Source organism: Thermodesulfobacterium hveragerdense DSM 12571, assembly GCF_000423845.1.
Lineage (GTDB): Bacteria > Desulfobacterota > Thermodesulfobacteria > Thermodesulfobacteriales > Thermodesulfobacteriaceae > Thermodesulfobacterium > Thermodesulfobacterium hveragerdense.
Genome location: NZ_AUIT01000026.1, coordinates 1 through 26,703 on the forward strand (window position 1 = coordinate 1; position 26,703 = coordinate 26,703).

At 35.0% G+C, this 26,703-nt stretch carries 23 protein-coding genes, 1 tRNA gene and 3 pseudogenes; 19 read left to right on the forward strand and 8 right to left on the reverse strand.

Going from position 1 to position 26,703, the window contains the following annotated elements:
- Positions 1-607 precede the first annotated feature (607 nt).
- The 4 genes from G580_RS0107495 (at position 608) to G580_RS10460 (ending at position 3,855) form a co-directional block, all read left to right on the forward strand.
- Positions 608-1,441 (forward strand): TorF family putative porin, encoded by an 834-nt coding sequence (locus tag G580_RS0107495; RefSeq protein WP_028841654.1) that lies wholly within the window; start codon positions 608-610, stop codon positions 1,439-1,441.
- A gap of 82 nt (positions 1,442-1,523) precedes the next feature.
- Positions 1,524-2,783: an ammonium transporter gene (locus tag G580_RS0107500; protein ID WP_342665143.1), complete on the forward strand. Its 1,260-nt coding sequence runs from the start codon at positions 1,524-1,526 to the stop codon at positions 2,781-2,783.
- Between the two features lie 31 nt (positions 2,784-2,814).
- Positions 2,815-3,153 (forward strand): P-II family nitrogen regulator, encoded by a 339-nt coding sequence (locus tag G580_RS0107505; RefSeq protein WP_028841656.1) that lies wholly within the window; start codon positions 2,815-2,817, stop codon positions 3,151-3,153.
- 12 nt (positions 3,154-3,165) lie between these two features.
- Entirely contained in the window at positions 3,166-3,855 is a 690-nt protein-coding gene (locus G580_RS10460; RefSeq protein ID WP_051173243.1) for a type 1 glutamine amidotransferase, read from the forward strand.
- A 13-nt stretch (positions 3,856-3,868) separates the two neighbouring features.
- On the opposite strand, the gene G580_RS0107515 is transcribed toward G580_RS10460, so the two are convergent.
- Positions 3,869-5,404 carry a sigma-54 interaction domain-containing protein gene (locus G580_RS0107515; RefSeq protein ID WP_038041880.1) on the reverse strand — a complete coding sequence of 512 codons (1,536 nt, stop codon included), beginning with the start codon at positions 5,402-5,404 and terminating at the stop codon, positions 3,869-3,871.
- 221 nt (positions 5,405-5,625) lie between these two features.
- Between G580_RS0107515 and G580_RS0107520 the strand changes: the two genes are divergently transcribed.
- The 5 genes from G580_RS0107520 to G580_RS0107540 all read left to right on the forward strand — a co-directional run bounded on the left by G580_RS0107520 (position 5,626) and on the right by G580_RS0107540 (position 11,235).
- Entirely contained in the window at positions 5,626-6,960 is a 1,335-nt protein-coding gene (locus G580_RS0107520; RefSeq protein WP_028841658.1) for a glutamine synthetase family protein, read from the forward strand.
- Between the two features lie 2 nt (positions 6,961-6,962).
- Positions 6,963-7,685 carry an AAA-type ATPase lid domain-containing protein gene (locus tag G580_RS0107525; protein ID WP_028841659.1) on the forward strand — a complete coding sequence of 241 codons (723 nt, stop codon included), beginning with the start codon at positions 6,963-6,965 and terminating at the stop codon, positions 7,683-7,685.
- 124 nt (positions 7,686-7,809) lie between these two features.
- Positions 7,810-9,333, forward strand: a complete 1,524-nt coding sequence (locus tag G580_RS0107530; RefSeq protein WP_028841660.1) for a glutamate synthase-related protein — start codon at positions 7,810-7,812, stop codon at positions 9,331-9,333.
- A gap of 20 nt (positions 9,334-9,353) precedes the next feature.
- The gene (locus tag G580_RS0107535) at positions 9,354-10,469 is read left to right on the forward strand and encodes a class II glutamine amidotransferase (protein WP_038041882.1); all 1,116 of its coding nucleotides are present in this window, start codon (positions 9,354-9,356) and stop codon (positions 10,467-10,469) included.
- 22 nt (positions 10,470-10,491) lie between these two features.
- Positions 10,492-11,235, forward strand: coding sequence for a GltB/FmdC/FwdC-like GXGXG domain-containing protein (locus G580_RS0107540; RefSeq protein WP_028841662.1), 744 nt, complete (start codon positions 10,492-10,494; stop codon positions 11,233-11,235).
- 50 nt (positions 11,236-11,285) lie between these two features.
- Here the strand turns inward: G580_RS0107540 and arsB are convergent.
- The 6 genes and pseudogenes from arsB to G580_RS11085 form a co-directional block, all read right to left on the reverse strand.
- Positions 11,286-12,880 (reverse strand): annotated as a pseudogene (gene arsB, locus G580_RS11985) (ACR3 family arsenite efflux transporter).
- Entirely contained in the window at positions 12,877-13,503 is a 627-nt protein-coding gene (locus tag G580_RS10475) for an FmdE family protein (RefSeq protein ID WP_051173244.1), read from the reverse strand. Before G580_RS10475 ends, arsB begins: the two are co-directional and overlap by 4 nt.
- A gap of 200 nt (positions 13,504-13,703) precedes the next feature.
- A complete protein-coding gene (locus G580_RS11635; protein ID WP_169357111.1) occupies positions 13,704-13,874 on the reverse strand; it encodes a hypothetical protein in 171 nt (56 codons plus the stop codon).
- A gap of 35 nt (positions 13,875-13,909) precedes the next feature.
- Positions 13,910-15,526, reverse strand: a complete 1,617-nt coding sequence (locus tag G580_RS0107575; protein WP_028841665.1) for a putative sulfate exporter family transporter — start codon at positions 15,524-15,526, stop codon at positions 13,910-13,912.
- Positions 15,527-15,809: 283 nt separating this feature from the next.
- Positions 15,810-17,195, reverse strand: coding sequence for a sigma-54-dependent transcriptional regulator (locus G580_RS10480; protein WP_051173246.1), 1,386 nt, complete (start codon positions 17,193-17,195; stop codon positions 15,810-15,812).
- Complete coding sequence (locus G580_RS11085; RefSeq protein WP_028841666.1) at positions 17,185-19,158, reverse strand: c-type heme family protein; 1,974 nt, start codon at positions 19,156-19,158, stop codon at positions 17,185-17,187. Before G580_RS11085 ends, G580_RS10480 begins: the two co-directional genes overlap by 11 nt.
- A 114-nt stretch (positions 19,159-19,272) precedes the next feature.
- On the opposite strand from G580_RS11085, the gene G580_RS0107590 reads away from it, so the two are divergent.
- From G580_RS0107590 to G580_RS0107640, 10 genes and pseudogenes are all read left to right on the forward strand, one after another.
- Positions 19,273-19,344, forward strand: a tRNA-Gly gene (locus G580_RS0107590).
- Positions 19,345-19,367: 23 nt separating this feature from the next.
- The gene (locus G580_RS0107595; protein WP_051173247.1) at positions 19,368-19,835 is read left to right on the forward strand and encodes a ribosome maturation factor RimP; all 468 of its coding nucleotides are present in this window, start codon (positions 19,368-19,370) and stop codon (positions 19,833-19,835) included.
- A gap of 16 nt (positions 19,836-19,851) precedes the next feature.
- Complete coding sequence (nusA, locus tag G580_RS10490; protein WP_038041884.1) at positions 19,852-21,117, forward strand: transcription termination factor NusA; 1,266 nt, start codon at positions 19,852-19,854, stop codon at positions 21,115-21,117.
- Entirely contained in the window at positions 21,110-21,337 is a 228-nt protein-coding gene (locus G580_RS11990) for a YlxR family protein (protein ID WP_038041886.1), read from the forward strand. Before nusA ends, G580_RS11990 begins: the two co-directional genes overlap by 8 nt.
- A 1-nt stretch (position 21,338) precedes the next feature.
- Positions 21,339-22,415, forward strand: coding sequence for a prephenate dehydratase (pheA, locus tag G580_RS0107610; protein ID WP_028841668.1), 1,077 nt, complete (start codon positions 21,339-21,341; stop codon positions 22,413-22,415).
- On the forward strand, positions 22,416-23,657 hold the full coding sequence (locus G580_RS0107615) for a M48 family metallopeptidase (RefSeq protein ID WP_028841669.1): 1,242 nt from the start codon (positions 22,416-22,418) through the stop codon (positions 23,655-23,657). It begins immediately after the preceding gene.
- 37 nt (positions 23,658-23,694) lie between these two features.
- Positions 23,695-24,507 carry a 50S ribosomal protein L11 methyltransferase gene (locus G580_RS10500; RefSeq protein WP_038041887.1) on the forward strand — a complete coding sequence of 271 codons (813 nt, stop codon included), beginning with the start codon at positions 23,695-23,697 and terminating at the stop codon, positions 24,505-24,507.
- Positions 24,508-24,527: 20 nt separating this feature from the next.
- A complete protein-coding gene (locus G580_RS0107625) occupies positions 24,528-25,298 on the forward strand; it encodes a type III pantothenate kinase (protein WP_028841670.1) in 771 nt (256 codons plus the stop codon).
- The gene (locus tag G580_RS0107630) at positions 25,277-26,134 is read left to right on the forward strand and encodes a S66 peptidase family protein (protein ID WP_028841671.1); all 858 of its coding nucleotides are present in this window, start codon (positions 25,277-25,279) and stop codon (positions 26,132-26,134) included. Before G580_RS0107625 ends, G580_RS0107630 begins: the two co-directional genes overlap by 22 nt.
- Positions 26,135-26,285: 151 nt before the next feature.
- Positions 26,286-26,519: pseudogene (locus G580_RS0107640) on the forward strand (FAD-dependent oxidoreductase); the annotation flags it as partial.
- Positions 26,520-26,528: 9 nt separating this feature from the next.
- On the opposite strand, the pseudogene G580_RS11995 reads toward G580_RS0107640, so the two are convergent.
- A pseudogene (locus tag G580_RS11995) lies at positions 26,529-26,703 on the reverse strand (IS256 family transposase); the annotation flags it as partial.

The window sequence follows — 26,703 nt, forward strand, 5'->3', positions numbered from 1 at the left end:
AAACACCAAAGCAAATACTAAAATAGGTAGGGCTGTCTTATAAACAATTAGCCCTGCCCTTGCATTATGAAAAAAAGCAATAGCCATAGCTATACAAAGCTGACACCCAGCATTTGTGTCCATGAAACTCAAACATCTTTTTTAATAATTCCCTTTCCATGACTAACCTTTTCATACAAGATATTTTATATCAAAAAAAATAGCTAAATTGTTATATGTCAAGAGTAAAATATAAATCGATAATATTTTAGAACTTAAAAATAAAACAAAAAAGCCCTGAGAGGCCCTCGAAAACCTCTCAGGGCTTAAGCTTTTAGATGTTAACGATCAAAAGGATTATGCCTAAACCTATAGACCATTTTACCAGGACGGAGAGCCCTCACCCCTTAAGATTTAGACACAATCAATGAAACACTACTTACAAATAATTACGATAAAAATAAGGTTTTTTGAAAATATTTGTATAATTTTGTATATTTTTGTAATTTTTTTGTCGTTTATTCTGCAGTAAATCCTTGAATTTTGTTTATTTGTAAATGTAATTTTTATTGGCATGGTTTTCGCACTATCTAATACTAAAAACTGAGAAAAAGAAGGAGGTGTAAAGATGATGTTTTCAAAATTTAAAAAGATTGGCTTAGCTATAACCATCGGAGCTTTATTGTTTAACGTACAAGAAATAAAAGCAGCAGATCCAGATCAACCTAAAAAAATAACAGGAAGTCTTTCTGGAGGAGTTTTTAACAAGTATGTATTTCGTGGTTATGAACTTAGTTCGGATAGTCTGGTTATTCAGCCTTCTATTACCCTTTCTTACGGTGGTTTTTCGGTTAATTATTGGGGCAATTTAGATACGGACGAAAATCCTACCCAAAGTTTTAATCCAGATAGACCAAACAAAAAAAGCTTTAACGAGCATGACATAACAATCAGTTACACCTATACCCGAAACAAACTTTCTTTAACCGGAGGCTATATCTATTATGGAACTAAATATACTGAAGAAACTGAAGAAATTTTTCTAAGTGCAAGCTATGATATGTTTGTTAAACCAACGATAGCTATTTATAGAGATATTACCACCTATCCTGGTACTTATGTTAATTTTAGTATTTCTTATACCAAAAACTTATATAAAAATATCAATCTTGATTTAGCTGCTGGGTTTGGTTATTTCAAGGGGGATAGCAACTACTGGAGGACTTATGAAAAAAGCACCCACGATTATACAGGAAAAAAATATACGGGGTTTCATGATGGAAAAATACAAGCGATAGTTAGCATTCCACTCAATAAAAACTTTATGATACAACCAACGGTTCAATACTGGTTCCCTCTTTCAAACAAAGCCCAAAAAAAAGTAGAAGGCAAGTCTTATAACCCTAACGGACATCTTGATAATACCTGGGTAGCAGGAGTTAACTTTACTTTAAATTTTTAAATAACAAACATTAAAAAGAGGAGGGGTAGAAATGAAAAAAAAATTTATGGAGCAAATCTTAAATTTTTTAGCATTTTCTTGGATGATGGTTTTAGTCTATTCGACAGATGTTTTAGCTGACCAAGGATCTCAACCCAAACTTGACACAGGAGACACTGCCTGGATGCTTATTTCTTCAGCTTTAGTTATGTTTATGACAATTCCTGGCCTTGCCCTTTTTTATGGAGGCCTTGCTAAAAAAAAGGATGTACTAAACACCATAGCAATGAGCTTTGTTGCCTATTGCATCGTAAGTTTGTTATGGGTAGCGTATGGGTATAGTTTAAGTTTTTCTGGTGATATAAAAGGTATGATAGGAAATTTTGATAAAATTCTGTTAAAAGATATTAGGATTGATTCTCTTCAAGGAACTATACCTGAAGTACTTTTTTGCATGTATCAACTTACGTTTGCCGGGATAACAGTTGCTTTGATAAGTGGAGCTTATATAGAAAGAATAAAGTTTTCAGCATGGATTATTTTTTCTGTCTTATGGATGAGCCTTGTTTATATACCGGTAGCTCATTGGGTATGGGGGGGAGGATTTCTTTCTAAATTAGGAGCCCTTGATTTTGCAGGAGGAACTGTGGTTCATGTTAACGCTGGAATAGCTGCTTTAGTAGGAGCCTTAATCCTTGGAAAAAGAAAAAAGAATTATCTTCTACCCAACAACTTAACTTTAGTGGTTATAGGTAGTGGAATCTTATGGTTTGGATGGTTTGGATTTAACGGAGGAAGTGCTGTAGCCTCAAATGGGCTTGCAGCTCAAGCATTTCTTAACACAAACCTCGCCTGTGCTGTAGCAGCTCTCGCCTGGATGTTTACAGAATGGATGATTACTAAAAAACCTACTCTACTTGGGATTGCTTCTGGAATAGTAGCTGGTTTGGTAGCCATAACTCCAGCAGCTGGATTTGTTAACGTGTTTGGGTCTATAATCATTGGGATCTTAGCAGGAAGTCTATCATTTTTTAGTGTCACAGCGATGAAGTCAAAACTGGGATATGATGATGCTCTTGATGTGTTTGGAATTCATGGGGTAGCAGGAATTATTGGTGCTATTCTGACTGGAGTTTTTGCAGACCCATCTATTAATGAACTTGGGAAGGGATTACTTTATGGAAACCCTAACCAAGTTCTTATACAGATCCTTGCAGTATTAATTACCATAGTTTATACTGCCCTTATGACTGGTATAATATTCCTGGTCATCAGACTTTTCATGAAAATTAGAGTTTCAGATGAAGAGGAAACTACAGGACTTGATTCTACCCAACATGGAGAAAAGGCTTATAATTTTTAATAACTAACTAAAAACTCAAAAGGAGGACAAGATGAAAAAAATAGAAGCTATAATCAAGCAAGTTAAGCTCGAAGAAATAAAAGATGCCCTAGTTATGGCTGGAATACAAGGTATGACTATCTCAGAAGTCCAGGGTTTTGGAAGACAAAAGGGACATGTAGAGGTATACAGAGGTTCTGAAGTAGAGGCCCTTTTTGTTCCAAAAATAAAAATAGAGTTGGTAGTTCCTGATTCCTTGGTAGAAAAGGTAGTGCAAACCATTTTAGAAAAAGCTTATACCGGGACCGTAGGAGATGGAAAAATCTTTATCATACCTGTAGAAGAAGCTATAAGGATCAGAACCAAAGAAAAAGGAGAAAAAGCTATTTAAAGGAAAAAGATAATGATAGCTATCATAAAAAATGTAAAAGAAGAAGGGCCTGGAAGCATAGAAACCTATCTAAAAACCTCCATAATCCCTTATAGAATATTTGAGGCCCAAGAGGGAGATTTACCTTCCAATTTAGATGATTACACCGGATTAATTATAATGGGTGGACCTATGGGAGTTTATGAAATGGAGCAATACCCCTATTTAAGGGGTGTTGCTCAAATCATAGAAAAAGCAATCAATAAAAACTTAAAAGTCCTGGGGATCTGTCTTGGAGCTCAGTTGATAGCTCATGTTCTCGGGGCTAAAGTTTTTAAAGGACCTAAGGAGGAAATTGGTTGGTTTGAGGTTGAATTAACTCCCAAAGGTTTAGAAGATCCTTTAATGCTTTCTTTAGCTACACATCCTACAACAGGCCAAATTTCTAAGAAATTTAAAGTATTCCAGTGGCATGGAGATACTTTTGAACTCCCCTCAGGGGCTATCCATCTTGCAAGATCAACTCTTTATGAAAACCAAGCTTTTAAATTTGATCAAAAAGTTTATGCTCTTCAATTTCATGTAGAAGTAACCAAAGATATACTTAACCAATGGTTTAATGAACATCCTTTCAAAAATCTTATACTTAAAGAATCAGAAGAAATCTATATGGAATACTCATTAAAGGCAAAAAAATTTTATGCCAAATTCTTTACCCTTTAAAAAAATCGGTTGGTCAGATGATCCCATACTTATGAAGACGATAGTTTAGCTGTCTTCTTGTCATCCCTAAAAGTTTGGCTGCTTGGGTTTGGTTAAACTTACAAGCTTTAAGTGCTGAGATGATCCTTTGTTTCTCCTCTTCTTCTATTTGTTGTTTGAGGTTGATGGCTTGTAAGGAACTTTCTTGAACATCAACTTTAGGTTGACTTATTTGACAAGATTTAAAAACTTCAGGTAGATGTTCTGGAGTAATCAAATCATCATCATCAGAGAGTATTACCATACTTTCAAGAGTATTTTCAAGTTCTCTTACATTACCTGGCCAGGGATATTCTAAAAAAATTTTTAAAACTTCTTTAGAAAGTTTTACTGATTTTTGATATTTATGGTTTAGTTGATTTAAAAAATGTTCGATTAAAAGCACTATATCCTCTTTCCTTTCCCTTAAAGGTGGTATGTATATGTTTACTACGTTTATTCTAAAGTAAAGGTCCTCTCTAAACTTACCCTGGCTAATAAGCTCTTTCAAATTTTTATGGGTCGCTGAAATCAAACGAAAATCTACTTTTATCGATTTAGTTCCTCCTAATCTTTCAAAGGTATGCTCCTGTAAAACCCTTAACAACTTAGCTTGAAGAGATAAAGGAAGGTCTCCGATTTCATCTAAAAAAAGAGTCCCTCCGTTAGCCAACTCAAATTTTCCAGGCTTAGAGGTAAAAGCTCCAGTAAAAGCCCCTTTTTCATAACCAAAAAGCTCTGCCTCTAATAAATTCTCTGGGATAGCCGCACAATTTATGGCTATAAAAGGTTTGTCTGCTCTATCGCTGTTAAAATGGATAGCCTTAGCTATTAACTCTTTTCCAGTACCGCTTTCTCCCTGAATTAAAACTGGAGCCTTGGTAGAAGAGATTTTTTCACATATCTTTATTATCTGCCTCATCTGTTCTGAAGAATATACAAGATTGTAAAACTGATATTTTTTCTTTACCTCTTTTTCAAAAAATTCTCTTTTCTTCTTCTCTTCATATAGTAAGTTATAAATTTTTATTATTTGAGCAAAGAGTGTGGCTAAAATTTCCAAAATCCTTAGGTCTTCACTAAAATCTGTATTTAGATCAAATATCCTATCCACCGATAAAACCCCAAAGATTTCATCTCCTAACTTGATAGGAACACATAAAAAAGAAATTTTATCCTTTTTAACCCTGGCCCCTGTCTTATTTAAAAACATAATTTCTTCACCTATGTTGGGTACAATCATAGGTTGTCCTGATTCAAAAACCTTACCTACAATCCCCTCTCCAATTTTGTAACGTCCTCTTTTAATCTGTTCTTCTGTAAGTCCATAGGCCACAACTATTCTTAGCTCATTGACAGCTGGATCAAAAAGTGTAACTGTACCCCTTGTTAAATATAGTTCTTCTGCAAGTATTTGAAGAGCATTTTTTAGGTTTTCTAAAACGTTTAAAGATGAGCTTAAAACTTTACTAACTTTAAACAGAGTAAAAATTTCTTGGTAAGCTCGTTCTTTTTGATTTTCTGATATCATTTTCTCATTTTCCCGAACTATGCTTTTACAACCAAAAATTATAACAACCTTTTAAAACTTATCAAGTTCGATTTAACTATAAGTTACATAATTTTACCAAAATTTACTTTAATGCACTTTTTGGTTTATCCAAAACTTTCTATCTAAACTGTAAAAACAGGCTTTAACAGGCACACAAATTGCTTCAAATTTTGAAACAACTTTGATGAAGGAGGGAGAGGATGTTAAAGAAACCCAGAGACAAAAAAGATGTGATGGAACTTATCAAAGCTCATGATGTAAGATTTGTAAAGCTTTGGTTTACCGATGTATTAGGTCAACTTAAAAGTTTTACCATCCACGTAGATGAATTAGAGCTTGCCTTTGAGGAAGGGATGGGGTTTGACGGTTCTTCTATTCAAGGTTTTGCAAGAATTGATGAATCAGATATGGTAGCTATTCCAGACCCAACGACTTTTATCATTCTTCCTTGGAGACCCAAAGAAAAGACTGTAGCAAGAATGTTTTGTGATATTTATGAACCAACTGGTAGTCCTTATAAAGGAGACCCAAGGTATGTGTTAAAAAAAGCATTAGAAAAAATGCAAGAAATTGGTTTTACAAATTTTTTTGTAGGTCCTGAGTTAGAATTTTTCTACTTTAAATCACCTAATAATCCTGAAATTTTAGACCAGGGAGGATACTTTGACTACTCGTTAGATGCTGCTGAAGACCTAAGAAGAGATACCATTTTAGCCTTAGAAGCCATGGGGATCAGGGTTGAGTATTCTCATCATGAGGTAGCTCCTTCTCAACACGAAATAGACTTAAGGTATGCCAATGCTTTAGACATGGCAGATATCGTTATGACTTACAAGGTTACTGTTAAAGAAATAGCTCAAAAATATGGGGTTTACGCTACCTTCATGCCTAAACCTATATTTGGGGTAAACGGAAGTGGTATGCATACCCATCAGTCTCTTTTCATTGGAGATAAAAATGCCTTTTTTGACCCCCAAGACCCATATCATCTTTCTGATGTAGCTAAACAGTACACCGCCGGAATACTTAATCATATAAGAGAAATCACTTTGGTGCTTAACCAATGGGTAAACTCTTATAAAAGACTTGTTCCTGGATATGAAGCTCCGGTTTATATCTGTTGGGCAAGAAGAAATAGGTCTGCCTTGATTAGGGTTCCTATGTATAAACCAGGAAAAGAGAAAGCTACCAGGATTGAACTTAGATCCCCTGACCCAGGATGCAATCCATATTTAGCCTTTGCAGCCATGCTTTGGGCAGGCTTAAAAGGAATTCAAAATAAATACACATTGCCAGACCCTGTAGAACTCGATGTATACCATCTAAGTCCTGAAGAAAGAAAAAAATTAGGTATAAAAGAGTTGCCTGGAAGCTTGTATGAGGCTATAGAGGAAGCAGAAAGAGGCACGCTGTTAAGGGAGGTTTTAGGTGAACACATCTATAATCAGCTTATCACAAACAAAAAATTAGAGTGGGATGATTACAGAATAAGGGTTTTTGAATACGAAATAGAAAAGTATCTGCCAGTCCTTTAAAGATGAATAATTTTAAAAAGCCCCTTTCTCGGGGGCTTTTTAAAATTAAACCTGTTAAAGTTGTTCTTAAGGAATTTATCGACCTCCCGTATTTGAATACGATATTGGGTAAACTGAAAAAACTGTATGCTTCTAAAATTCTCCTTCTTTTGTGGGGAGAAAGAGGGGTTGGAAAATCTTCCATAGCTAAATTAATCCACCATTCAGTAAATAAAAATTATCCCTTATTCTATTTAGACTGTTTAGAATGTTCTTATAAAGAAGAAATACTTAAAGAAGTTTATTTTCTTCAAAACCAAAATGGAACTATCTTTTTAAAAAACTTAGAGGTTTTTCCAGAAGAATTTCTAAGAAACTTGTTAAAGTTTATTTTATATAACTCCCAATTAAAAATCATAGCTTCATCTTCTACTTCAAAAATTCAATCAGACACAATTAAAACTTACTTTTATATCTTTCAGGTTTTACCTTTAAGAGAAAGAAAAGAAGATATTTCCGTTTTTTTACTTCACTTTTTAAATAAATTTAACCGTATATACAACAAAAAAATATCCTTTCATCCTCTTACCATAGATATATTAAAAGAATATCATTGGCCTGACAACATACTGGAAATTCAAAATTTAGTAGAAAGATTGGTACTTTTAAAAAATAAAAAAATATATCCAAGGGACATTTTTGGTTTTTTAGGGCTAAATTTTCAACAAAAACTAACAAAAGTGTAAAAAATTGTATTTTTATGTAGTTTTAGGGTTAAAATATAATGGCATAAAGTGATAAAAATTAGGTACGAATTTTGATAATTTTATTTATTGAAGCTTTAAAAAGTTTTTATAAAAAGGGTGAAAAATGAAGCCGATTAACTTTTCAAGTTTTTATCCGGATTTTTTTGTAGAACGCTTAGAAAACAAATGTATAAAATGTAAAATCTGTGTTAAAGAGTGCACCTATGAGGTGCATACCTGGGATGAAAAAAAGAAAATTCTCAAAGAAGACCATGGTAAATGTGTAGGATGTCATAGATGTGAAGCTATGTGTCCAACTGATGCTATCATAATTAAAAGACATCCTTCTCAATTTAGAGAACATCATCTATGGAATCCTTATTTTATAAAAAACATATACAAACAAGCAGACAAAGGTGGTGTTTTACTCTCTTCTACCGGATGTGATTTACCTTTAAAGATATATTTTGATCATCTTGTCATCGATGCATGTCAAGTTACCAACCCACCCATAGACCCTCTAAGAGAACCTATGGAACTTCGTACCTACATAGGGTCAAAGCCTGAAAAATTAGAGGTAGAAAAAACAGAAACAGGATATAAGCTTAAAAAGGCTTTACCCCCTTTAATAAAGTTAGAAATGCCTATAATATTTTCTGGAATGTCTTATGGATCTATAAGCCTTCATATTCATCAAGGATTGGCGCATGCAGCTAAAGAGTTAGGAATTCTTTATAATACCGGTGAAGGGGGGTTGCATTCTTCTTTGTATGAATACAAAGACCATATAGTAGTGCAGTGTGCTTCTGGAAGGTTTGGGGTAAATGTAGATTATCTTGATGCTGGAGTAGCCATTGAAATCAAAATAGGTCAGGGAGCCAAACCTGGTATAGGTGGCCATCTTCCAGGAGAAAAGGTTAACGAAGAGATCTCTAAAACCAGGATGATACCTTTAGGGACTGATGCTCTATCACCAGCCCCACATCATGACATTTATTCGATAGAAGACCTAAAAGGCCTTATATATGCTTTAAAAGAAGCTACTGATTATAAAAAGCCAGTGTTTGTAAAGGTAGCTGCGGTGAACAACATCGCAGCTATCGCTTCTGGGATTGTAAGGGCTGGAGCCGATGCAGTGGTTATAGATGGGGTAAGAGGAGGTACAGGTGCTGCTCCAACTATGTTTAGACAGTATGTAGGAATTCCTATAGAGCTTGCTATTTCCGCTGTAGATAAACGATTAAGAGAAGAAGGAATCAGACATAAAACCACTTTAATCGCCTCTGGAGGTATCCGTTGCAGTGCTGATGTGGTGAAAGCCATTGCCTTAGGTGCAGACTTGGTAGCGATAGGAACCCCTCTTCTGATTGCCGTAGGATGTACCCTCTGTCAAAGATGTTATACAGGAAAATGTCCTTGGGGTATAGCTACCAACAATCCTGAGCTTATCAAAAGGCTTCCACCAGAAGTAGTCTACGAAAAGGTATATAACCTTATGAATGGATGGAAAAGCGAAATCAAGGAAATGCTTGGAGCTATGGGATTAAATTCCATAGAAAGTTTAAGAAGCAATCGAGACAAACTGAGGGCTATAGGGTTAACCAAAGAAGAAATGGAAATCCTAGAAGTAAAACATGCAGGAGAATAAAAGTAAAAAGGGGTTTAGTAATGTGGGAATTCATTTTTAAAGATAGTAAAGATATCTCTGGTTGTGGAGTTTCTGGTATAATAAACGTTAAAGGTAGTTTAATTCCTGGAGACCTAATAATAAAATCTATTACCTGTCAAGAAGAAAGAGGAAATGGTCTAGGAGCAGGGTTTGCTGGTTATGGTATATATCCCGATTTTAAAGAATTTTACGCCTTACATGTGATGGCTGAGGATAAACATTATTTAGAAAACTTTGAAAGATTCCTTTTTCAAAAAGTTAAAGCAATATACCATGAACCTATACCTACCAAAAAAGTAAAAACCATTAAAAACCCTCCTATTTTTAAGAGATACTTTGTTAAACTTGAACTGGAAGAACAAGTCTCACCAGAGGAAGAGGAAAACAAACTAATAGAAATGGTAATGTATATTAACGCTAACCTGAACGGTGTGTATATACTTTCTTCTGGTAAGAATATGGGTGTTTTTAAGGGAGTAGGTTTTCCTGAAGAAATAGCAGAATTTTTTAAAATAGATAAATATCAAGCATACATATGGACAGCTCACAATCGTTTTCCTACCAACACCCCTGGTTGGTGGGGAGGGGCCCACCCATTCAGTCTTCTTGACTGGTCAATCGTTCATAACGGAGAAATCTCAAGCTATGGGACAAACAAAAGATACTTAGAACTTTTTGGTTACAAATGTACCTTGCTTACCGATACTGAGGTAGTAACCTATCTTTTAGATTTACTTATAAGAAGACATAAACTGCCTATCAAGTTAGCGTGTACTGCTTTAGCTCCACCATTTTGGATAGAGATAGAACGATTAAATGAAGAAGAAAAAAATTTAATCGAAGCTTTAAGGGTAGTTTATGGAGGAGCCTTGTTAAATGGACCTTTTGCGATTATTTTGGCATATAATGGTGGAATAGTAGGATTAACGGATAGGGTTAAGCTTAGACCTTTGGTGGTAGCTAAATATGAAGACTATTACTACTTAGCAAGCGAAGAAGCTGCCATAAGAACTATCTGCCCTAATCCAGAGTTAATATGGTATCCTAAGGCTGGAGAGCCTGTAATCATAGAAATGCCAATGGGTACTATCCCTAATCAAAAAAGTTATATTTAAAACTTCCAGGAGGAAATCTTAAATGAGCATTATTTTAAACGTAGGAGATTGGAGTTACACTAAAGTTAATCAGTATATACGTGAAAAGATATCAGAAGGAGAAACAGAGTTTGAACTACATGGAGTGAATGGCCATAGATATTTGTTTGCAGGTATAAAACAAAAAATTAAGGCTAAAATTTGGGGTGTTCCGGGACTTGATTTGGGCTGTTTTATGAGTGGTCCTGAAATACATGTCTATGGTAACGTTCAAGACGCTTGTGGTAACACGATGGAAAAAGGTAAGATAGTGGTATATGGTATGGGAGGAGATGTTATAGGTTATAGTATGAGAGGAGGGAAAATTTTTATCAAAGGGGATGTTGGTTATCGTGTAGGAATTCACATGAAAGCCTATCAAGATAAACATCCTGTAATCGTAATAGGTGGAAAAACAGGAGATTTTTTGGGTGAATACATGGCAGGAGGAACTATTATCGTATTAGGCTTATTCTCTCAACATCCAGAAAAACCTATAACCGGAAAATTTTTAGGCACAGGAATGCATGGAGGAGTCATCTACATAAGAGGTGAATTAGACCCGTTTTTTCTTGGAAAAAACCTTAAAATTTCTCCTATAACCGATGAGGATCTAACCTATCTTAAAACAATTTTAACAGAATACTGTGCCGATATGGATGAAAACTTAGAATCTATAATAAACTATAGGTTTTCAAAAATAACCCCTCTTTCACATAGGCCTTATGGCAATCTTTATGCTTACTAAAACTATAAAGCTTGTTAAAGCAATGTTTATACAAAATTAATTTTTGTTTTTTAATTTTTAACAATTTCTTTATATATTTTTCTTTTTAAAAATAAGGCTACGTTAACTAAACTAATTAAGATTGAAACTTCTCATAAAGGTCCTATAACGGTAGCAAAAGCTTGTTCACTCCCTATCCCCCATATGGCTACTGCCACCGCAATCGCAAGTTCAAAGTCGTTACTTGCTGCAGTAAAAGCAACAGCAGTTGCTTTAGGATAACCGACCTTTAGTTTAAAATTCATAAAAAAGTTACAAACCACATAAAGAGAAAATAAATACAAAGGGGAATAGCCACCCTTATAACATGTAAAGGTAGTTCAACTATATACTGCCCTTTTAAAGAAAACATCACAACTATGGTAAATAACAAAGCAATCGGGGTTAGGTAACTTTTATTTTAGATGCCAACACTTTTTCAAACCATTCTCTTCCTTTTAAAACAAAGCTAACATACCGAGTAAGAATTCCTGCTATAAAAGGAATCCCTAAATAAAAACAGTTTTTGCTGCCTCTGGAATTGAAACCTCCGCTTCTATCATACCAAACCCTAACCATTTAAGTCCAACCATTATAAAAATAAAAAGATAAATATATGCAGCATAAAAAAGAATTTGAAATATAGCATTAAAAGCTACTAAATCCTACAGCAAGTTCTCTATCTCCTTCTGCCAACTCATTCCAAACTATTACCATAGCTATACATCTTGCAAGCCCTACCAAAATCACTCCTACCATATAACCAGGATAATCGTGAAGCAACAAAACAGCAAGTATCCACATAACGATAGGCCCAACAATCCAGTTTTGGATCAAAGAAAGAACAAGAAGTTTTTTATTCTTAAAAAACTTTCCCCATTTCCTCGTATTTAACCTTAGCAAGAGGAGGATACATCATAAAGATATACAATACTATTCCTATAACTTTTTTAACCTGAGAAGCAGTTAACCTTTTTCTCATAAGATAGTTCCCAAACAATCCAAAAGCTATTGAACCTATGGCGCATAAAACGAGAAAATAAGGGGCTATGTTCCCCACAGAAATATACCCTAAAAATCCTGAAAAAGAAGAAAAAATTACGATAAAACTGTTTGTTGATGAGGCTTTTTTAGGGTCAAATCCAAGCCAAACAAGGGCTGGAACTATAAGATTACCTCCTACTCCTAAAAGCCCTCCTCTATACCCTGCAAATCCACCAACCGCAACCCCATAAATAATAAGCTTTCTCCTACCCAAAATCTCCCTTTTTTTGGGTTTATACCAAAGCATCATAGACCCTGTAAAAATAAGAAAACCAACAAAAAGCCGTAAAAGCATGGTTCTTGAAAGATGTTCTGCTGTAATAGCACCAACTGAAAAAAACACCAAAGCAAATACTAAAATAGGTAGGGCTGTCTTATAAACAATTAGCCCTGCCCTTGCATTATGAAAAAAAGCAATAGCCATAGCTATACTGTTTAAAAGTAAAGCTGTTGACATGACAGTAAGAAGGGGCACCCCTAAACCCACCAAAACTAAAATAAGAATAAACGCAGCCCCTACCCCGGCTATCGTAAGCACTGTCGTAAAAATAAACGTAATTATACAAACAATAAGGTAGGTCATTTTTCATACCTTCCTTTTTCAAAGCCTTCTTTATAACCTGAACAGTCTATACAAACCTTTTTGTTACCAGTAGAACAGGCTTTATTGGTCCCAAGTAATCTGATGTAAGGTAGTGATACCATCTCTCCACATATCTCACAAACTTCCATCCCCATCACTTCAAAGGGAGGTTCAAAGTTTGAGTCTTCAACTTTTCCAATAAACAAAACTTCTTCCTCTGGGGCATTAAGCACAAGATTTACTACTTCCCATACGTCCTCTTCAGGAATCTCTGTAGGTGGTATTCCCTGAGATCTTTTTTTCATAAAATTCAATTTAGCAATCTGTTCTCTTATCTTTGGATTAAAACTTATTCTTATTTGTTTTCCTTTTTGTGGATCAATTAGAGTAAAAGCAAGTTTTCCTCTGGGATTCCTTAAAAGATTACCTTTTCCTGTGATACAACCTGTGGCATACCGAACCCCGTCTCCAAAACAACCGGCACCATGATTGTATCCAGTTTCTAAGATAGTATAAAGGGTCTTAGCACCACTTCTTGGGGAGCCAAGTTCTCTTAACGCAATCAACCCAGCCCTTAACCCTAAAGCTGACGCCCAGCATTTGTGTCCATGAAACTCAAACATCTTTTTAATAATTCCCTTTCAATGACTACCTTCCTTATACAAAGTGTTTTATATAATTATATAGCTAAATTGTTATATATCAAGAAAAAAATATAAATTGAGATTGATAATACTTTAGAACTTAAAAAATTAAACAAAAAAACCCTGAGAGGCCTTCTAAAACCTCTCAGGGCTTAGACCTTTAAATGTTAATTAAGTCTTTATCCGTGAGAAGAAGGAAAGAAGGTATAACTAACCCAAACTAAAACAATCAAAAGTACTATTCCTAACCCTACAGACCATTTTACCAGTTTACTCTCTATAGGTAACCATGGATCATATTGCATCTTCTGAAGTTCTTCTATCAACCTTGCTTCTTTTTCTTCTGCCATACTAACCTCCTTTAGTAAAGTTTTTCAACCAAAAACTACTGTCCTATTACAGGTGGTTTTACCCCATGGAAGAAAATGTAAGAAATCAACAATCCAATCCAGATGATAAATCCAAACAAGCATACCAGATAAACTACTGCTAAACGCCCTATTCCTTCTTCCCAGAGTTTTCTGAAGTCAGAGATAATACCGATAGTAAAGAAAGTAAATAGGAACATAAAGGTCCTCAAGTTATTCAAACCATTAGTAGCTGTTTTGGTTTGATCAACCACTTTTTTAGAATCTTTTATACTAGCTTTTAATTCATCAATTTCAGCTTTTTTGGTAGCTATTTGCTGAGCTAACTGCTCCTTAATGGCAGGGTCGATAGCTGTAGCAGCTTGTTTTTCAAGTTTTTCTAATTGTTTCTGGATAGCTTTTATTTGATGTTCCGCTGTTCCTACCTTAGGAGCATGAGGAGCAGAAATGATCAAGAAAATCACAAAACCAAGGGCATAAGCTAAAACAAACTTAGGGAACCTATGCCAAATTTCTCTAGCGGTAACTGTTTGTCCTTCTTTACATTCTATGTGAGCGCACCAAATATAGGCTAAAATAAAAGCCCAGATACTTATAAAGATGTCGATGAAAAGTTTAGTAGTAGCGGCAGCCATCATGATCCAACCAGATTCATATTTAATACCAGCTACTGCTTCAGCCTTACCTCTTATAAGAGCATCTACGATAGCACCGGAGGCAAAGGCTGCGCCATCAGTCTTAACCGCAAGCCCCATCCAAGCACCAGCAACCATAGGTTCTTGCCACAAAAATTCACGAGCTAAGAACGGCAGAATAAGTAACTCGATCACAGCAAAAATAACTACTAAAGAAGAAACCATAACAGGAACAACAGGCCTTGCTTTAATGGCACCCCCCGTGGCAATAGATGCAGAAACACCACAAATGGAGATACCTGAAGCTAAAGGAGCTGCCCACTCTTTACTAAATTTGAAGTATTTCCTGGCAAGCCAGTATACAAGAGCCCAATAAATAAGATAAGCCTCAACTATAGCACAAAGTCCTCTGAAAAGAACGGCAGAGGCAAGACCAAAAGCTTCAGCTGATTTTAATCCTAAAACAGCTCCCATCAAACCAATACCTGTCTTAACATAAAACTCTGGTAAAACTGCTTCTTTTATAAAATTAGCAAAACCTCTAAAAAAATTACCTATAATCAAACCTAAGATTAAAGCAAAAATAAGTCCACCTTCCCCGGTAAGCTTAAGAGACCAGGGAATTTTGTGTTTGGTTGGGTCTGTAGCAGCGAAATAGGCATAATGTCCTATCAACCAGCATGCATAACTAAGCCAAAAAATAAAAAAGAAACCAACAATAAACCTTCCTACATTAAGACCTAAGAAGGCTGCCCCAATAGCAAAAAATACCGTTAAAAACAGCCAGGTTAAGATTAAAGATACTATCCCAGAAATAGCTACACCTTTACTAAGAGGTGCTATAGCCTTGTCAAAAGAAACCCATTCTGAAGTTTTTACCGTCCAACCAAAGGGATCTACACCAAAATAGGATATAAAAGAAATGATAATTAGAGCAATAGCTAAATAAAAGGCTAACCAGTCTTCATTAACCAATCCTTTCTTTTTCTCTTCTACCATATAACCTCCTCCTTTTTATAGATTTTAACCCTAACAACCTATTAATCTGGTTTTTTCCTTCAGCCTTTTTTCATCATCTCACCCCCTTAATTTATTTTTATCAGCTTTTAAAAATTACAAAAACTATGCCCATTGTTTTGTTATCTTATTTTTTATAAACATATAGAAAAATCTAAAGTTTAAGACACTATCAATTTGTGACCAGATTTTATATGTTACCTAAAGGTAACATATTTTGAAGATTATGTTTCTTTTTGGTAACTTAAAATTTAAAAACTAAGAGTTACTCTTCTGGTTGGATTGTATCCTCTGATTGATGGTAAAGAAGGTTAAATCTTTTGAGTTTTTGCCACAGGGTTTTTCGGCTAATACCTAACTTTTTGGCTGTTTCGGTTTTGTTCCAGTTGGTTTCTATTAAAGTTTTAAGTATAAGGTCTTTTTCTATAGATTCTTTAGCAAGTTTATAATTCCGCACATCTTTTACTTCTAATTTTAAACTTTGACTTATTTCCTTAGGTAGATGGGCAAGAGTAATCTTACCGTCTACGGCCAATAAAACTGCCCTTTCTATAGCATGTTTTAGTTCTCTTATATTACCAGGATAATCATATCTTATCAAAGCCTGAAAAGCTTCTTCTGTTATCTGAGGTGAGGGCTTCTGGAACTTCCCAGAAAAATGTTTCAGATAATGATTAATTAAGATCGGGATATCTTCTTTTCTGGCTCTAAGGGGAGGGATTTCTATAGACATTACGTTTATTCTGTAGTATAGATCTTCTCTAAATTTACCTTCTTTTACCAACTGTTTTAAGTCTTTACTGGTTGCATAGATGAACCTTACATCAACCTTAATAGGTTTATCTCCTCCTAATCGATAAACTGTTTGGTCTTCTAAAACTCTTAAAAGTTTAGCTTGTAGGTTCTGAGGAAGTTCTGCTATTTCATCCAAAAAAAGCGTTCCTTTGTTAGCCAGTTCTAACATACCTTTTTTAGAAGTATGAGCACTGGTAAAAGCCCCTCTTTCATAGCCAAAAAGCTCTGCTTCAAATAGAGTTTCAGGAATGGCTGCACAATTTATTTTAAGATAAGAGTTTTTGGCTCTTAAGCTTAAAGCCTGGATACAATCTGCTACCAATTCTTTTCCTGTACCACTCTCTCCTAAAATAAGCACAGGAACGTCTGTTTTGGCTACAACCTCTATTTTATTGATTACCTCTTTTATAGCCTTACTCTCTCCTACTATCTGTTTTAAAGCCTCTTTTTCCCTTAATTTTTCTCTTAGTTCATCTACCTCTTTTCTTAAATTTTTAAACTCAAAAAACTTTTCTACTACTACCATCAATTCTTCATTACTAAAAGGTTTTGCTAAGTAATCAAAAGCCCCTTCTTTTATAGCCTGTACCGCACTTTTAACCTCAGCAAAGCCAGTAATCATTATTATCCCAGTTTGTTCTTGTTTTTCTTTAATTTTCTTAAGTAAAGAGATACCGTCTATGTCCGGAAGTTTAAGATCAAGGATGCACAGGTCAAATTTTTGTTCTTCTATTTTCTTTAAAGCATCTTCTCCTTTCTCACAAGTATCTACTTCAAACCCCTGATCTTTAAGATAATGAGACAAACCAAACAAAATTATTGATTCGTCGTCTACTACCAGTATTCTACCCTTCATATATCCTTCGCCCCTCTAAAGGTATTTCCACTACAAAAGTAGTTCCTTTTTCAGAGGTAGTAAACCATATTTTTCCTCCATGTTGTTCCACAATAGACTTAGAAATAAAGAGACCGAGCCCGGTGCCCTTACCCAAAGGTTTGGTAGTAAAAAAGGGATCAAAAACTTTTTCTGCTAAATGGGGAGGTATACCTGATCCTGTATCTGACACCTCAATAAACATTTTACTCTCTTTATGATAAACTTTTATGGTTAAAACTTTTTCTTCAGAATTTTCCATAGCATCTATTGCGTTTAAAATCAGATTAAGCATGACCTGCTCGATTTTGTTTGAATCTAAACAAACCGGTCTTAAATTTTTTTCCAAATCTATCTTTACTTTTACATTTTTCTCCTTTAGACAATAATTTATTAGTCTTAAAACATTTTCTATCAAGTCTTTAACTTCACAAACCCTGAGATTTAGCTCTGTTGTCCGAGAAAAATCAAGTAATACCTTTATTATATTTTGAATACGTGATAATCCCTGATTTATAAGTTCTATATGTTGATTTTTGGTTTGCTCATCCATAGAACTTCTAATAACATTATTTAAACACAAGATAATTCCACCTAAAGGATTGTTTATTTCATGAGCTATGCCTGCGGCAAGTTGCCCTATAGTAGCCAATTTTGCAGTAATAGCCATCTGTTCTTCTATTCTCTTTTTTTCTGTCACGTCTTCTACGTAGTGAACTACCTTTATCACTTTACCGGTTTGATCAAATACCGGATAAAGATGGGTATAGTAATAACCTCCTTCAGGTGAGCTGATATACTCTGACACAGGTTGTTTAGTTTCAATCACCCTTCTTATAAAAGCTATAGGGCAGGTTTTATTTTTGTCTGCTTTAAGTGGATCACATTCCATGCTAAAAACTGGACCCTTTTTTTGAATTACCCATTCTTGATAAGCTTTGTTACTAACCTCTACTTTACAGTTCAGATTAACCAGCGCTAAAGGGTCTGTTATGTGGTTAAATATGGTCTGTAAGGTTTGAGCATAGGTTTTGATAGCTTCTTGTGCCTCAAAAAGATGTTTAGCCAACTGATTAAACGATTGAAGAAGTTCTCCTATTTCGTCCCTTCTTTCTACTTCTAACCTCTGACTTAAAGGAGCTTTCCCAGAAATAATATTTCTAAAATGAACTGTAAGTTTTTTGATAGATTTACCTACTATAGCCCAAAAAACTCCTTCTATGGTTACCAACAACAAAATAACGATTAACATTCCAGAAATAAAAGTGGTAATGGCAATGTGTTTTATTTCTAACAACCAATTTTCAAGAGGTACATAAATAGCCTCTAATCCCATCAAGTCCCCAACCTTCCAGTGAAAATCTTCTTTTCGGGGATAGATCTTAAGAAGACTTTTTGGAGCATCTTTTGCTTTACCATGACATACAAGGCATTCCTTTTCCACACGGATAGGTTTTATAACCACAAGATATTTATCTTTGTTGAAATCTACAATATTTTCCCAGCGTTTAAAATTAGGATTCTGCATAAAGTTGTTTAAAAATTTTTTTTCAAAATCGTTAGGCAAATGCTGTGGATTTATAGGTCTTATAGAAATCCTTCTATAATCATAATCAACAAACTTAGTTTTAAACCTTTGCATTACTTTTGTCTTAATATGAGTGGTAGACATGGCTTCTAAGATAAAATCTTCTTTAATGTTCGATTCCTTAAAAAATCTAAAAAGAGAAGGTCTTAACTCTTCTTTTACATAATCACCTAAGGCATCTATTTGAGTAATTAAGATTTCAGCCTCTCTTCTTGCCTCCTCCAGTGCTTGATTTTTTAAGAAATAATAAATTATCGTAGAAAAAAGGAAACAGAAAAAAGTAATAACAAACAGAAGATACAGAGTAAACTTTGTACTTAAACTTAAATCTTTAAAAATGAATTTGATCTTTTTCATCTACATTTTTGATTTTAAAAGTAATGCTACTTTTTTCAAGTGATTATATAAACTTAAATAAAAAAGAACCTTGCCAAACTGAAGAAATAATTTATAATTTTATTTTAATAAAAAGCGGGCGTAGCTCAGGGGTAGAGCACCAGCTTCCCAAGCTGGGGGTCGCGGGTTCGAATCCCGTCGCCCGCTCTTATTTTATTTTTAGAGATAAAATGATAGAAAAAGACATAAAAGAAAGGATTAGAGAGCTTATCGAAACCCCCATCCTAAAAAGGGGGTTAGAGCTTGTAGACCTTGAATGGAAAAAAGAAAGAACCGGGTGGGTTTTAAGGTTGTTTATCGACAAACCCGGGGGAGTTACGATAGGAGATTGTGCGAAGATCAGCGAAATGGTAGGTAAGATTTTAGATAAAGAAGACCTAATTCATCGTTCTTATAACTTAGAAGTTTCTTCTCCAGGGATTGAAAGGCCACTGGTAAAAAAAGAGGATTTTGAGCGATTCCGTGGAGAAAAAGCTAAAGTAGTTTTAAAAAGTCCTTTAGAGGGGAGGAAAAATTTTTCAGGTATTATTTTGGGGATTGAAGAGGAATTTTTGTTGTTAGAGATAGACCAAAAGGTTTGGAGATTACCCTTAGGTGAGATCAAAAAAGCTAACCTTCAACCGGAGTTAAAATTTTAAAAAGGAGCATAAATTTATGCAACAAGGTGAACTAAAAAAAGTTATAGAAGCTTTAAGTAAAGAAAAAGGACTTTCTAAAGAGATTTTAATCGAAGCTCTGCTTGAAGGGATAAAAACTGCAGCCAAAAAAAAGTTTGGTAATAAAGCTAAGATTGAGATAAAATACGACGAAGAAAACGGAACGATTGATATCTATAGATTAAAAGAGGTGGTGTCTCAGGTTTCTAACCCTGAAACTGAGGTGTCTTTAGAAGAACTACAAAAAATGGGATTAGACGCAAAGATAGGAGATTTGATAGGAGAAAAAATAGAACTTCAAGAACTTGGAAGGATTGCTGCCCAAATAGTCAAACAACTCTTTTCTCAAAAGGTAAGATTAGCAGAAAAGCAGATCGTATATGAAGAGTTTAAACATAAGCTGGGAGATATCGTAAGTGGTTATGTCCACAGGTTTGATAAAAGAGGGGTGATCCTTTCTGTGGGTAGGGCTGAAGCCCTTTTACCTGAAGAAGAACAGGTTCCGGGAGAAAAGTACATCAGAGGGAACCGTATAAAAGCGCTGTTGATAGAGGTTTACAGACAACAGGAACCTCAATTGGTGGTATCCCGTTCTCATCCTGCTTTTGTGAAAAAACTGTTTGAGAAAGAGGTCCCTGAAATACAAGAAGGGATTGTAAAGATAGTAGCTGTGGCTAGAGAACCTGGTTCAAGGACTAAAATTGCTGTTACCTCTAACAATCCTAACATCGACCCTGTAGGAGCTTGTATTGGAGTTAGGGGTTCTCGTATTTCAGTAATCTTAGAGGAAATAAACCTTACCTCAAAAGGAGATAAAAGAGAATATAGAGAAAAGATTGACGTAGTACTATGGGATTCAGACCCAGCCAAGTTTGTCTACAATGCCTTAGCTCCAGCAGAGTGCAGTAAAGTTATAGTAGACGAAAAAAACAAACTTTTAGAGGTAATAGTCCCTGACGATCAACTTTCTCTTGCCATAGGAAAAAAGGGAGAAAATGTTAAACTTGCCTCTAAACTTGTAGGATGGAAGATCGACATACTAAGCGAAACCCAATTTTTAAGAAGACAAGAGCCTGAGTTTTTAAAGCTTCTTAAAGTAACGGGGCTGTCTGATGAAATTGCCGGAAACTTGTACGAGGTAGGAATAAAGGATCTTAAGACCCTTTTAGAAACTCCTGCTGAAAAAATAGCAGAGATTACTAAGTTAAGTTTAGACCAAGTAACCCAGATTTTAGAAAAGGCTAAAAAAGAACAAGTTGGCTAAAAAAGGACACATCCCTGAAAGGACCTGTGCCTTTTGTAAAAAGAAGGCACCTAAGTTTGAGCTTTTTAGGTTTGTAAATAAGGGCGGGGCTTTGGTTTTTGATCCGGAAAAAAAGCTTCAAGGTAGAGGTGCTTATTTGTGTAAAGAATGTTTTGAAAAGAGGGATAATCGAAAGATTATAACTAAACTTGTAAGGTCATTAAGGATAATCTCTTCTTAAAATGGACAAAGAAGAGCTAAAAAAACTAAGGCAAAAAATAGATAAGATTGACGATCAACTGCTTTTCCTGCTAAAAAAACGTTTAGAGTTAGCTAAAACCATCGGCAAGATAAAAGAAGGGATTGGATCTCAAAGCTTTGACCTTAGCAGAGAAAAGGAAGTTTTAGGAAGAATTCTTAAGCAAAACCAAGGTTTTTTCCCTGAAGAAGCTTTAAAGGTAATATATTCTGAAATCATAAAAGCCTGTAGAAGCGTTCAAGAAAAAATCAAAGTAGCTTATCTTGGGCCTGAAGCTACCTTTAGTCATATTGCTACCTTAGAATATTTTGGCACCTCTGCCGAACTCATACCTGTTGAAACCATATTAGATGTGTTTGAAGAGGTGTCAAGTGAGAGGGTAAAGTTTGGAGTAGTGCCTATAGAAAACTCCATCGAAGGAGTGGTAGCTACCACCCTTGATGCTATCTATGAATACGGTCTAAAAGTCTGCGGAGAGGTCTATCAGTCGATTTCGCACCATCTGTTAAATCAAACCGGAAGACTTGAAGATATTAAAAAAGTTCTTTCCCACCCTCAAGCTATAGCTCAGTGTAGAAAATGGTTAAGAAAGAAACTACCTTCTGTACCTGTAGACACTGTACCATCTACAGCACTTGCTGCTAAATGGGCAGCAGTAGACGAAAAAGTTGCCGCCATAGCAAGCCTTATGGCTGCTAAGTTATACCATCTTCAGGTGGTAGCTAAAAACATCGAAGACATAAAAGGAAACTCTACCAGGTTTTGGATTATCGGAAAGGAAGAAGTTCCCTTTACTGGTAAGGATAAAACTTCTCTGATTTTTAGTGTTTCAGACAGACCTGGAGCCTTGTTTGAGGTGCTGGGGTGCTTTGCTAAAAGAAAGATAAACTTAACCAAGATAGAAAGCAGGCCTTCCAAAAATGAACCATGGAAATATATCTTCTTTCTTGATTGTGAAGGTCATATCCAGGAACCAGTAGTACAAGAATGTATAGAAGAGATGAAAAACTACTGTTTACAGGTAATCTGGTTAGGGTCTTATCCGAAAGGGAAAAGTTAAGTGTTTTATGAAGAACTTATCTATCTTTGGATAGGCTTTATCCTTTTTGAACTTTTTCCAGAAACTACTTTAAATCTTTCTCCTTTCTTGATTCTTTTAAAAGAACTTTTTTTTCTATTAAGCATTATTACATTTAAAAAATTTTTTAAATTTCAAAGGATTTCAGGGTTTTGGATTAATTTTTTCAACCTATTTGTGCTGGTTTTATTTGTAGTTGACCTGGGGTTTTTTGGTTTTAAATCATTTTTAAACCGATATTATTTTTCTTCTCTTTTAGGTTTTTTGTGGTTTTTACACTATGTAGTGCTAATAAGGGTTTTTCTTTTTGGGTTTTCTTTGGCTTATCTAAAAATAATTCTTGGTATGATGAGCCCTATAATCATTTTGGTTTTGATAGAAAATGTTTTGGCTATACTTAACCTTAAACTTGAAAATTATGCCTATCCTTTAATCTTTCTTCTGGTACTTTTTGTTTCTCCAGTTTTTTTGATTAAGTTATTTCCGGTAAAGGTATTGGAAGACATAAAAATAAGGGAACTGGTTTTTAGGTTCTTTAAAACCTTTGGGGTTAAAATAAGGGAAGTTTATGTACTCAAAGACTTTGGCAAAAAAGTTTATACAGCTGGAGTAATAGGATTTTTTCCTAAGTTTAAGTATATTTTCTTTTCTCAACCTCTGTTAGACCTTCTAAACGAAGAAGAACTTATAGGAGTTTTAGCCCACGAACTTGGGCACATAAAAAATAAACATGCTTTTTGGTTACTTTTAGTTTTATCAGGACTTCCTTTGTGTTTAACGTCGATTTTTTGCCTGTTTTCTTTTTTTGACCAGCTTTTAGGTTTAAAGGTTTTATCCTATCTAAAAAGTTTACCTTCTTATCATACAGAAACCCTTAGCGCCCTTTTTTTGGTTTTCTTCTCATACCTCTACTTAAGATACGGCTTCGGTTATTTCTTAAGACAGCTTGAGAGAGAGGCTGATTTTTACGCTTTAACCATACTTGGTAACCCAAAAGGAATAATTGCCTCTCTTCTTAAAATAGGAGAAATTTCAGGACAAATCTATAAAAAAAGCTGGCATCATTATGGTATTTTTGAAAGAATCTGTTTCTTACAACAGGCCTCTTTAGAAGGTTTTAATTTTAAAAAATTCTATATAAAAAACAGAGCACAAATTATCATCTTTTGGGTAATGAACCTTATTTTAATTTTGTCTTTTGGCTTTTTGGTTGCCGAGATTTAAAAATTTTTTAAAATATTAAAAGCAAGATTTTGAAAATATGTTAAAAGGTAAGCATAAAAATTACCAAAATCTTTATACCTATATGGTTAAACCTTCTCATCCTCAGTTGCACCAACTTGAAGATGAAGATTTTATAGGTTTTTGGGAAGAAGATGGGATGGGGATATTATTTTTTCACTGTCAAAAAGAGCAATTGATAGATAATTTGTCTAAAAAATACGAATTTAAAATTTATGATAAGCAAGTTATTCCTTATAGAGAGTGGAATGAAAACCGGTTTCCCAAGCCTATAAAAGTAGGGAAGCTCACCATAGCTCCTGTTTGGGTTGAGGGAAATTGGGATTTAGTCTTTGACCCAAGCGTAGTTTTCGGAGAAGGCCAACATCCTACCACCGCCATGATGCTTGAGTTAGGTTGGGAGCTTTACACCAAGTTTGAAAAACCTGAGAAAGTGTTAGACATAGGTTGTGGAAGTGGTATTTTAACACTTTTTTGGGCAAAGTTAGGTGCTAACGTTACTGCGATTGACCTAAACCCTTTATGTGTAAAAGTTACTCAGCATAATTTAGAACTCAACGGTTTAAGAAATCAGGCGGAGTTAAAACAGGGAGACATTTTAAACTTGCTGCCCATAGAAGCTGATTTGGTGTTAGGAAACCTCTATAGGCTCTTGTTGCTTAAACTTTTTGAAAACGAACATTTTTGGAAGGCAAAGTATTACCTACTTTCAGGGTTTAGCTTGGATATGGAAAAAGAACTTTTAGAAAAAATCTCAACACTTCCCCTTAAAATCCTTATAAGGAGAACCTCTCAAAACTGGGTTTGCTGGTTGGTAAAAAAACTTAGTTAAAGGAGGAGGTAAGAAAACCTATGCTTCTTACCGTAGACATAGGTAATACAGCTACTACCTGTGGAGTTTTTGAAAAAGAAGGACAACTAAAGGCTCTTTTTAGTTTTAAAACCTTTGTTCCTGTCTCTGCAGAAGAACTTTTGGTAAAAATAAAGTCTTATTTAGACCTTTATCAAGTAGAATTTAGAGAGTTAGAAGGAATATCGATAGCTTGTGTGGTTCCCCCTGTGTTAAACTGGTGGGTCGAAGTAGGTAAAAGGTGGTTAGCCAAAGAGGTTTTGATTGCTAACCACGAAACTGTAAACATTCCCTTAGACCTTCTTTATCCATGTGAGGTAGGAGCAGATCGGTTAGTTAACGCTCTCGCAGGATGGGAAAAATATCAAGGTCCTTTGATTATAGTTGATTTTGGTACAGCCATAACCTTTGACTGTATCTCTTCAACCGGAGTTTATCTTGGAGGTGCTATTGCTCCAGGCATTTTTATCTCTACTGAAGCCCTTTTTAAAGGCACTGCCAAGCTTCCTAAAATAGACTTAAGTGAACCCCCTGCTCAGGCCATAGGAAAAGATACCATTTCAGCCCTAAAAAGTGGACTTTTGATAGGTTTTGCCGGACTCACAGATACCTTAGTTAAAAAACTTTCTGAAGAGATGGGTAGTAATCCTAAGGTTATAGCCACAGGTGGCTTAGCCAAGTTTTTAGTACCTTTTACTACCACCATAGAAAAAATCGACCCTTATCTTACGTTAGAAGGCCTTTATTTCCTATGGAAAGCCCGGTTAAAATAGCCATCTTCTCTCCAGCAAGCCTTCCTACCCCAGAAGAATATAAAAAAGCTCTGGAATTTTTTAAAATTAATGAAATTGAGATTCAATCTTTTGTTGATTTTAATTCAAAACCTCCTTACGAAAAAGCTAAAGAAGTAGCTTTATTTCTTACCGACCCCAAATGGGACTACCTATGGGCAGTAAGAGGAGGTTTCGGATGTCTTAAGCTTCTTCCTTATCTTGATGAATTTTTGTCAGAAAACGAAAACCTGTTACTTAATCCTTGTTTAATAGGTTTTAGTGACCTTACCGCCCTTCATGTTTATCTTTATAAAAGATTTAAAAAATCAGGTATACATGCTCCTAATGTGGTTAGTTTAAACAAACTTAACCCAAGGGCCTGGGAAGAACTCTTAGGGTTAATTTCACACAAAAAAACTAAGTTAGTTTTAGAAGGAAAGGGTTGGGTTGAGGGGGAGGCTGAAGGGGTGATATTGGGAGGGAACTTAGCTACGTTAGCCAGTCTTTGCGGAACCCCTTACTTTCCTCTTATGGAAGAACCTTTTATTCTTTTTATAGAAGAAATCAACGAAAAACCTTATCGTATAGAAAGATTTCTTCTTCAGCTAATTTTTACCGTTGGTAGGAACAGCCTGAAAGGATTAGCCTTAGGAGATTTAGGAATCCAGGACATAAAACCTATTTTACAGACTCTCTCTCTTTATATAAAAAAAGACCTTCCTATAGGCTATGGATTTTCTGTAGGACATATCCCAGACAATTTTCCTTTTATTTTAGGAAAAAAAGGAAGATTAAAAGTTCTTAAAGATAAGGCTATTTTTTCACAAGAACCATGACCGAAAAAAAATTTATTACAGCTTTAGTTCAACCCCCAAAAGGCTCAAGAGAAAATTTTTTTTCTCCTAAACCTTTATCACGCCTGAATGGAAGAACTTACTGTTTAGTGATGGTTTGCTTTATTTTTTAGCCTGTGGTATAGTTTTAAACATGAAACATAAAAAATATGATGTAGTGATTGTTGGAGCTGGACCAGCAGGGATTTTTACAGCCTTAGAGCTTTCAAAAAACAAAAATCTAAAGGTTCTTATCATAGAAAAAGGTAAAGGCATAGAGAAAAGAGAGTGCCCTACCCTTAAAGTAGGAAAATGTGCAAGGTGTATTCCTTGTAATATTATAAGTGGATGGGGAGGAGCCGGGGCTTTTAGCGACGGAAAACTTAATCGACACTTGTCAAGAGAATTGTGTCTCCTTATAAAATCTCTTTACAAACATTTGCCTCAATTCGTATAAAGCAGACTTAATTAAAGGAAGTGGTTTTTGCCATCTCGTTTTCTGAATCCGACTTACTGTTATGTATATCGCAACCTCTGCTGTCTTGATTGATTGAAAATATCCCCCTGTATTT

Excerpts from the sequence above, each read along its gene's own strand:
- G580_RS0107495 (WP_028841654.1), top strand. The coding sequence starts at position 608 with ATGATGTTTTCAAAATTTAAAAAGATTGGCTTAGCTATAACCATCGGA.
- G580_RS0107500 (WP_342665143.1), top strand. The coding sequence starts at position 1,524 with ATGATGGTTTTAGTCTATTCGACAGATGTTTTAGCTGACCAAGGATCT.
- G580_RS0107505 (WP_028841656.1), top strand. The coding sequence starts at position 2,815 with ATGAAAAAAATAGAAGCTATAATCAAGCAAGTTAAGCTCGAAGAAATA.
- G580_RS10460 (WP_051173243.1), top strand. The coding sequence starts at position 3,166 with ATGATAGCTATCATAAAAAATGTAAAAGAAGAAGGGCCTGGAAGCATA.
- G580_RS0107515 (WP_038041880.1), bottom strand. The coding sequence starts at position 5,404 with ATGATATCAGAAAATCAAAAAGAACGAGCTTACCAAGAAATTTTTACT.
- G580_RS0107520 (WP_028841658.1), top strand. The coding sequence starts at position 5,626 with ATGTTAAAGAAACCCAGAGACAAAAAAGATGTGATGGAACTTATCAAA.
- G580_RS0107525 (WP_028841659.1), top strand. The coding sequence starts at position 6,963 with ATGAATAATTTTAAAAAGCCCCTTTCTCGGGGGCTTTTTAAAATTAAA.
- G580_RS0107530 (WP_028841660.1), top strand. The coding sequence starts at position 7,810 with ATGAAGCCGATTAACTTTTCAAGTTTTTATCCGGATTTTTTTGTAGAA.
- G580_RS0107535 (WP_038041882.1), top strand. The coding sequence starts at position 9,354 with ATGTGGGAATTCATTTTTAAAGATAGTAAAGATATCTCTGGTTGTGGA.
- G580_RS0107540 (WP_028841662.1), top strand. The coding sequence starts at position 10,492 with ATGAGCATTATTTTAAACGTAGGAGATTGGAGTTACACTAAAGTTAAT.
- G580_RS10475 (WP_051173244.1), bottom strand. The coding sequence starts at position 13,503 with ATGTTTGAGTTTCATGGACACAAATGCTGGGCGTCAGCTTTAGGGTTA.
- G580_RS11635 (WP_169357111.1), bottom strand. The coding sequence starts at position 13,874 with ATGGCAGAAGAAAAAGAAGCAAGGTTGATAGAAGAACTTCAGAAGATG.
- G580_RS0107575 (WP_028841665.1), bottom strand. The coding sequence starts at position 15,526 with ATGGTAGAAGAGAAAAAGAAAGGATTGGTTAATGAAGACTGGTTAGCC.
- G580_RS10480 (WP_051173246.1), bottom strand. The coding sequence starts at position 17,195 with ATGAAGGGTAGAATACTGGTAGTAGACGACGAATCAATAATTTTGTTT.
- G580_RS11085 (WP_028841666.1), bottom strand. The coding sequence starts at position 19,158 with ATGAAAAAGATCAAATTCATTTTTAAAGATTTAAGTTTAAGTACAAAG.
- G580_RS0107595 (WP_051173247.1), top strand. The coding sequence starts at position 19,368 with ATGATAGAAAAAGACATAAAAGAAAGGATTAGAGAGCTTATCGAAACC.
- nusA (WP_038041884.1), top strand. The coding sequence starts at position 19,852 with ATGCAACAAGGTGAACTAAAAAAAGTTATAGAAGCTTTAAGTAAAGAA.
- pheA (WP_028841668.1), top strand. The coding sequence starts at position 21,339 with ATGGACAAAGAAGAGCTAAAAAAACTAAGGCAAAAAATAGATAAGATT.
- G580_RS10500 (WP_038041887.1), top strand. The coding sequence starts at position 23,695 with ATGTTAAAAGGTAAGCATAAAAATTACCAAAATCTTTATACCTATATG.
- G580_RS0107625 (WP_028841670.1), top strand. The coding sequence starts at position 24,528 with ATGCTTCTTACCGTAGACATAGGTAATACAGCTACTACCTGTGGAGTT.
- G580_RS0107630 (WP_028841671.1), top strand. The coding sequence starts at position 25,277 with ATGGAAAGCCCGGTTAAAATAGCCATCTTCTCTCCAGCAAGCCTTCCT.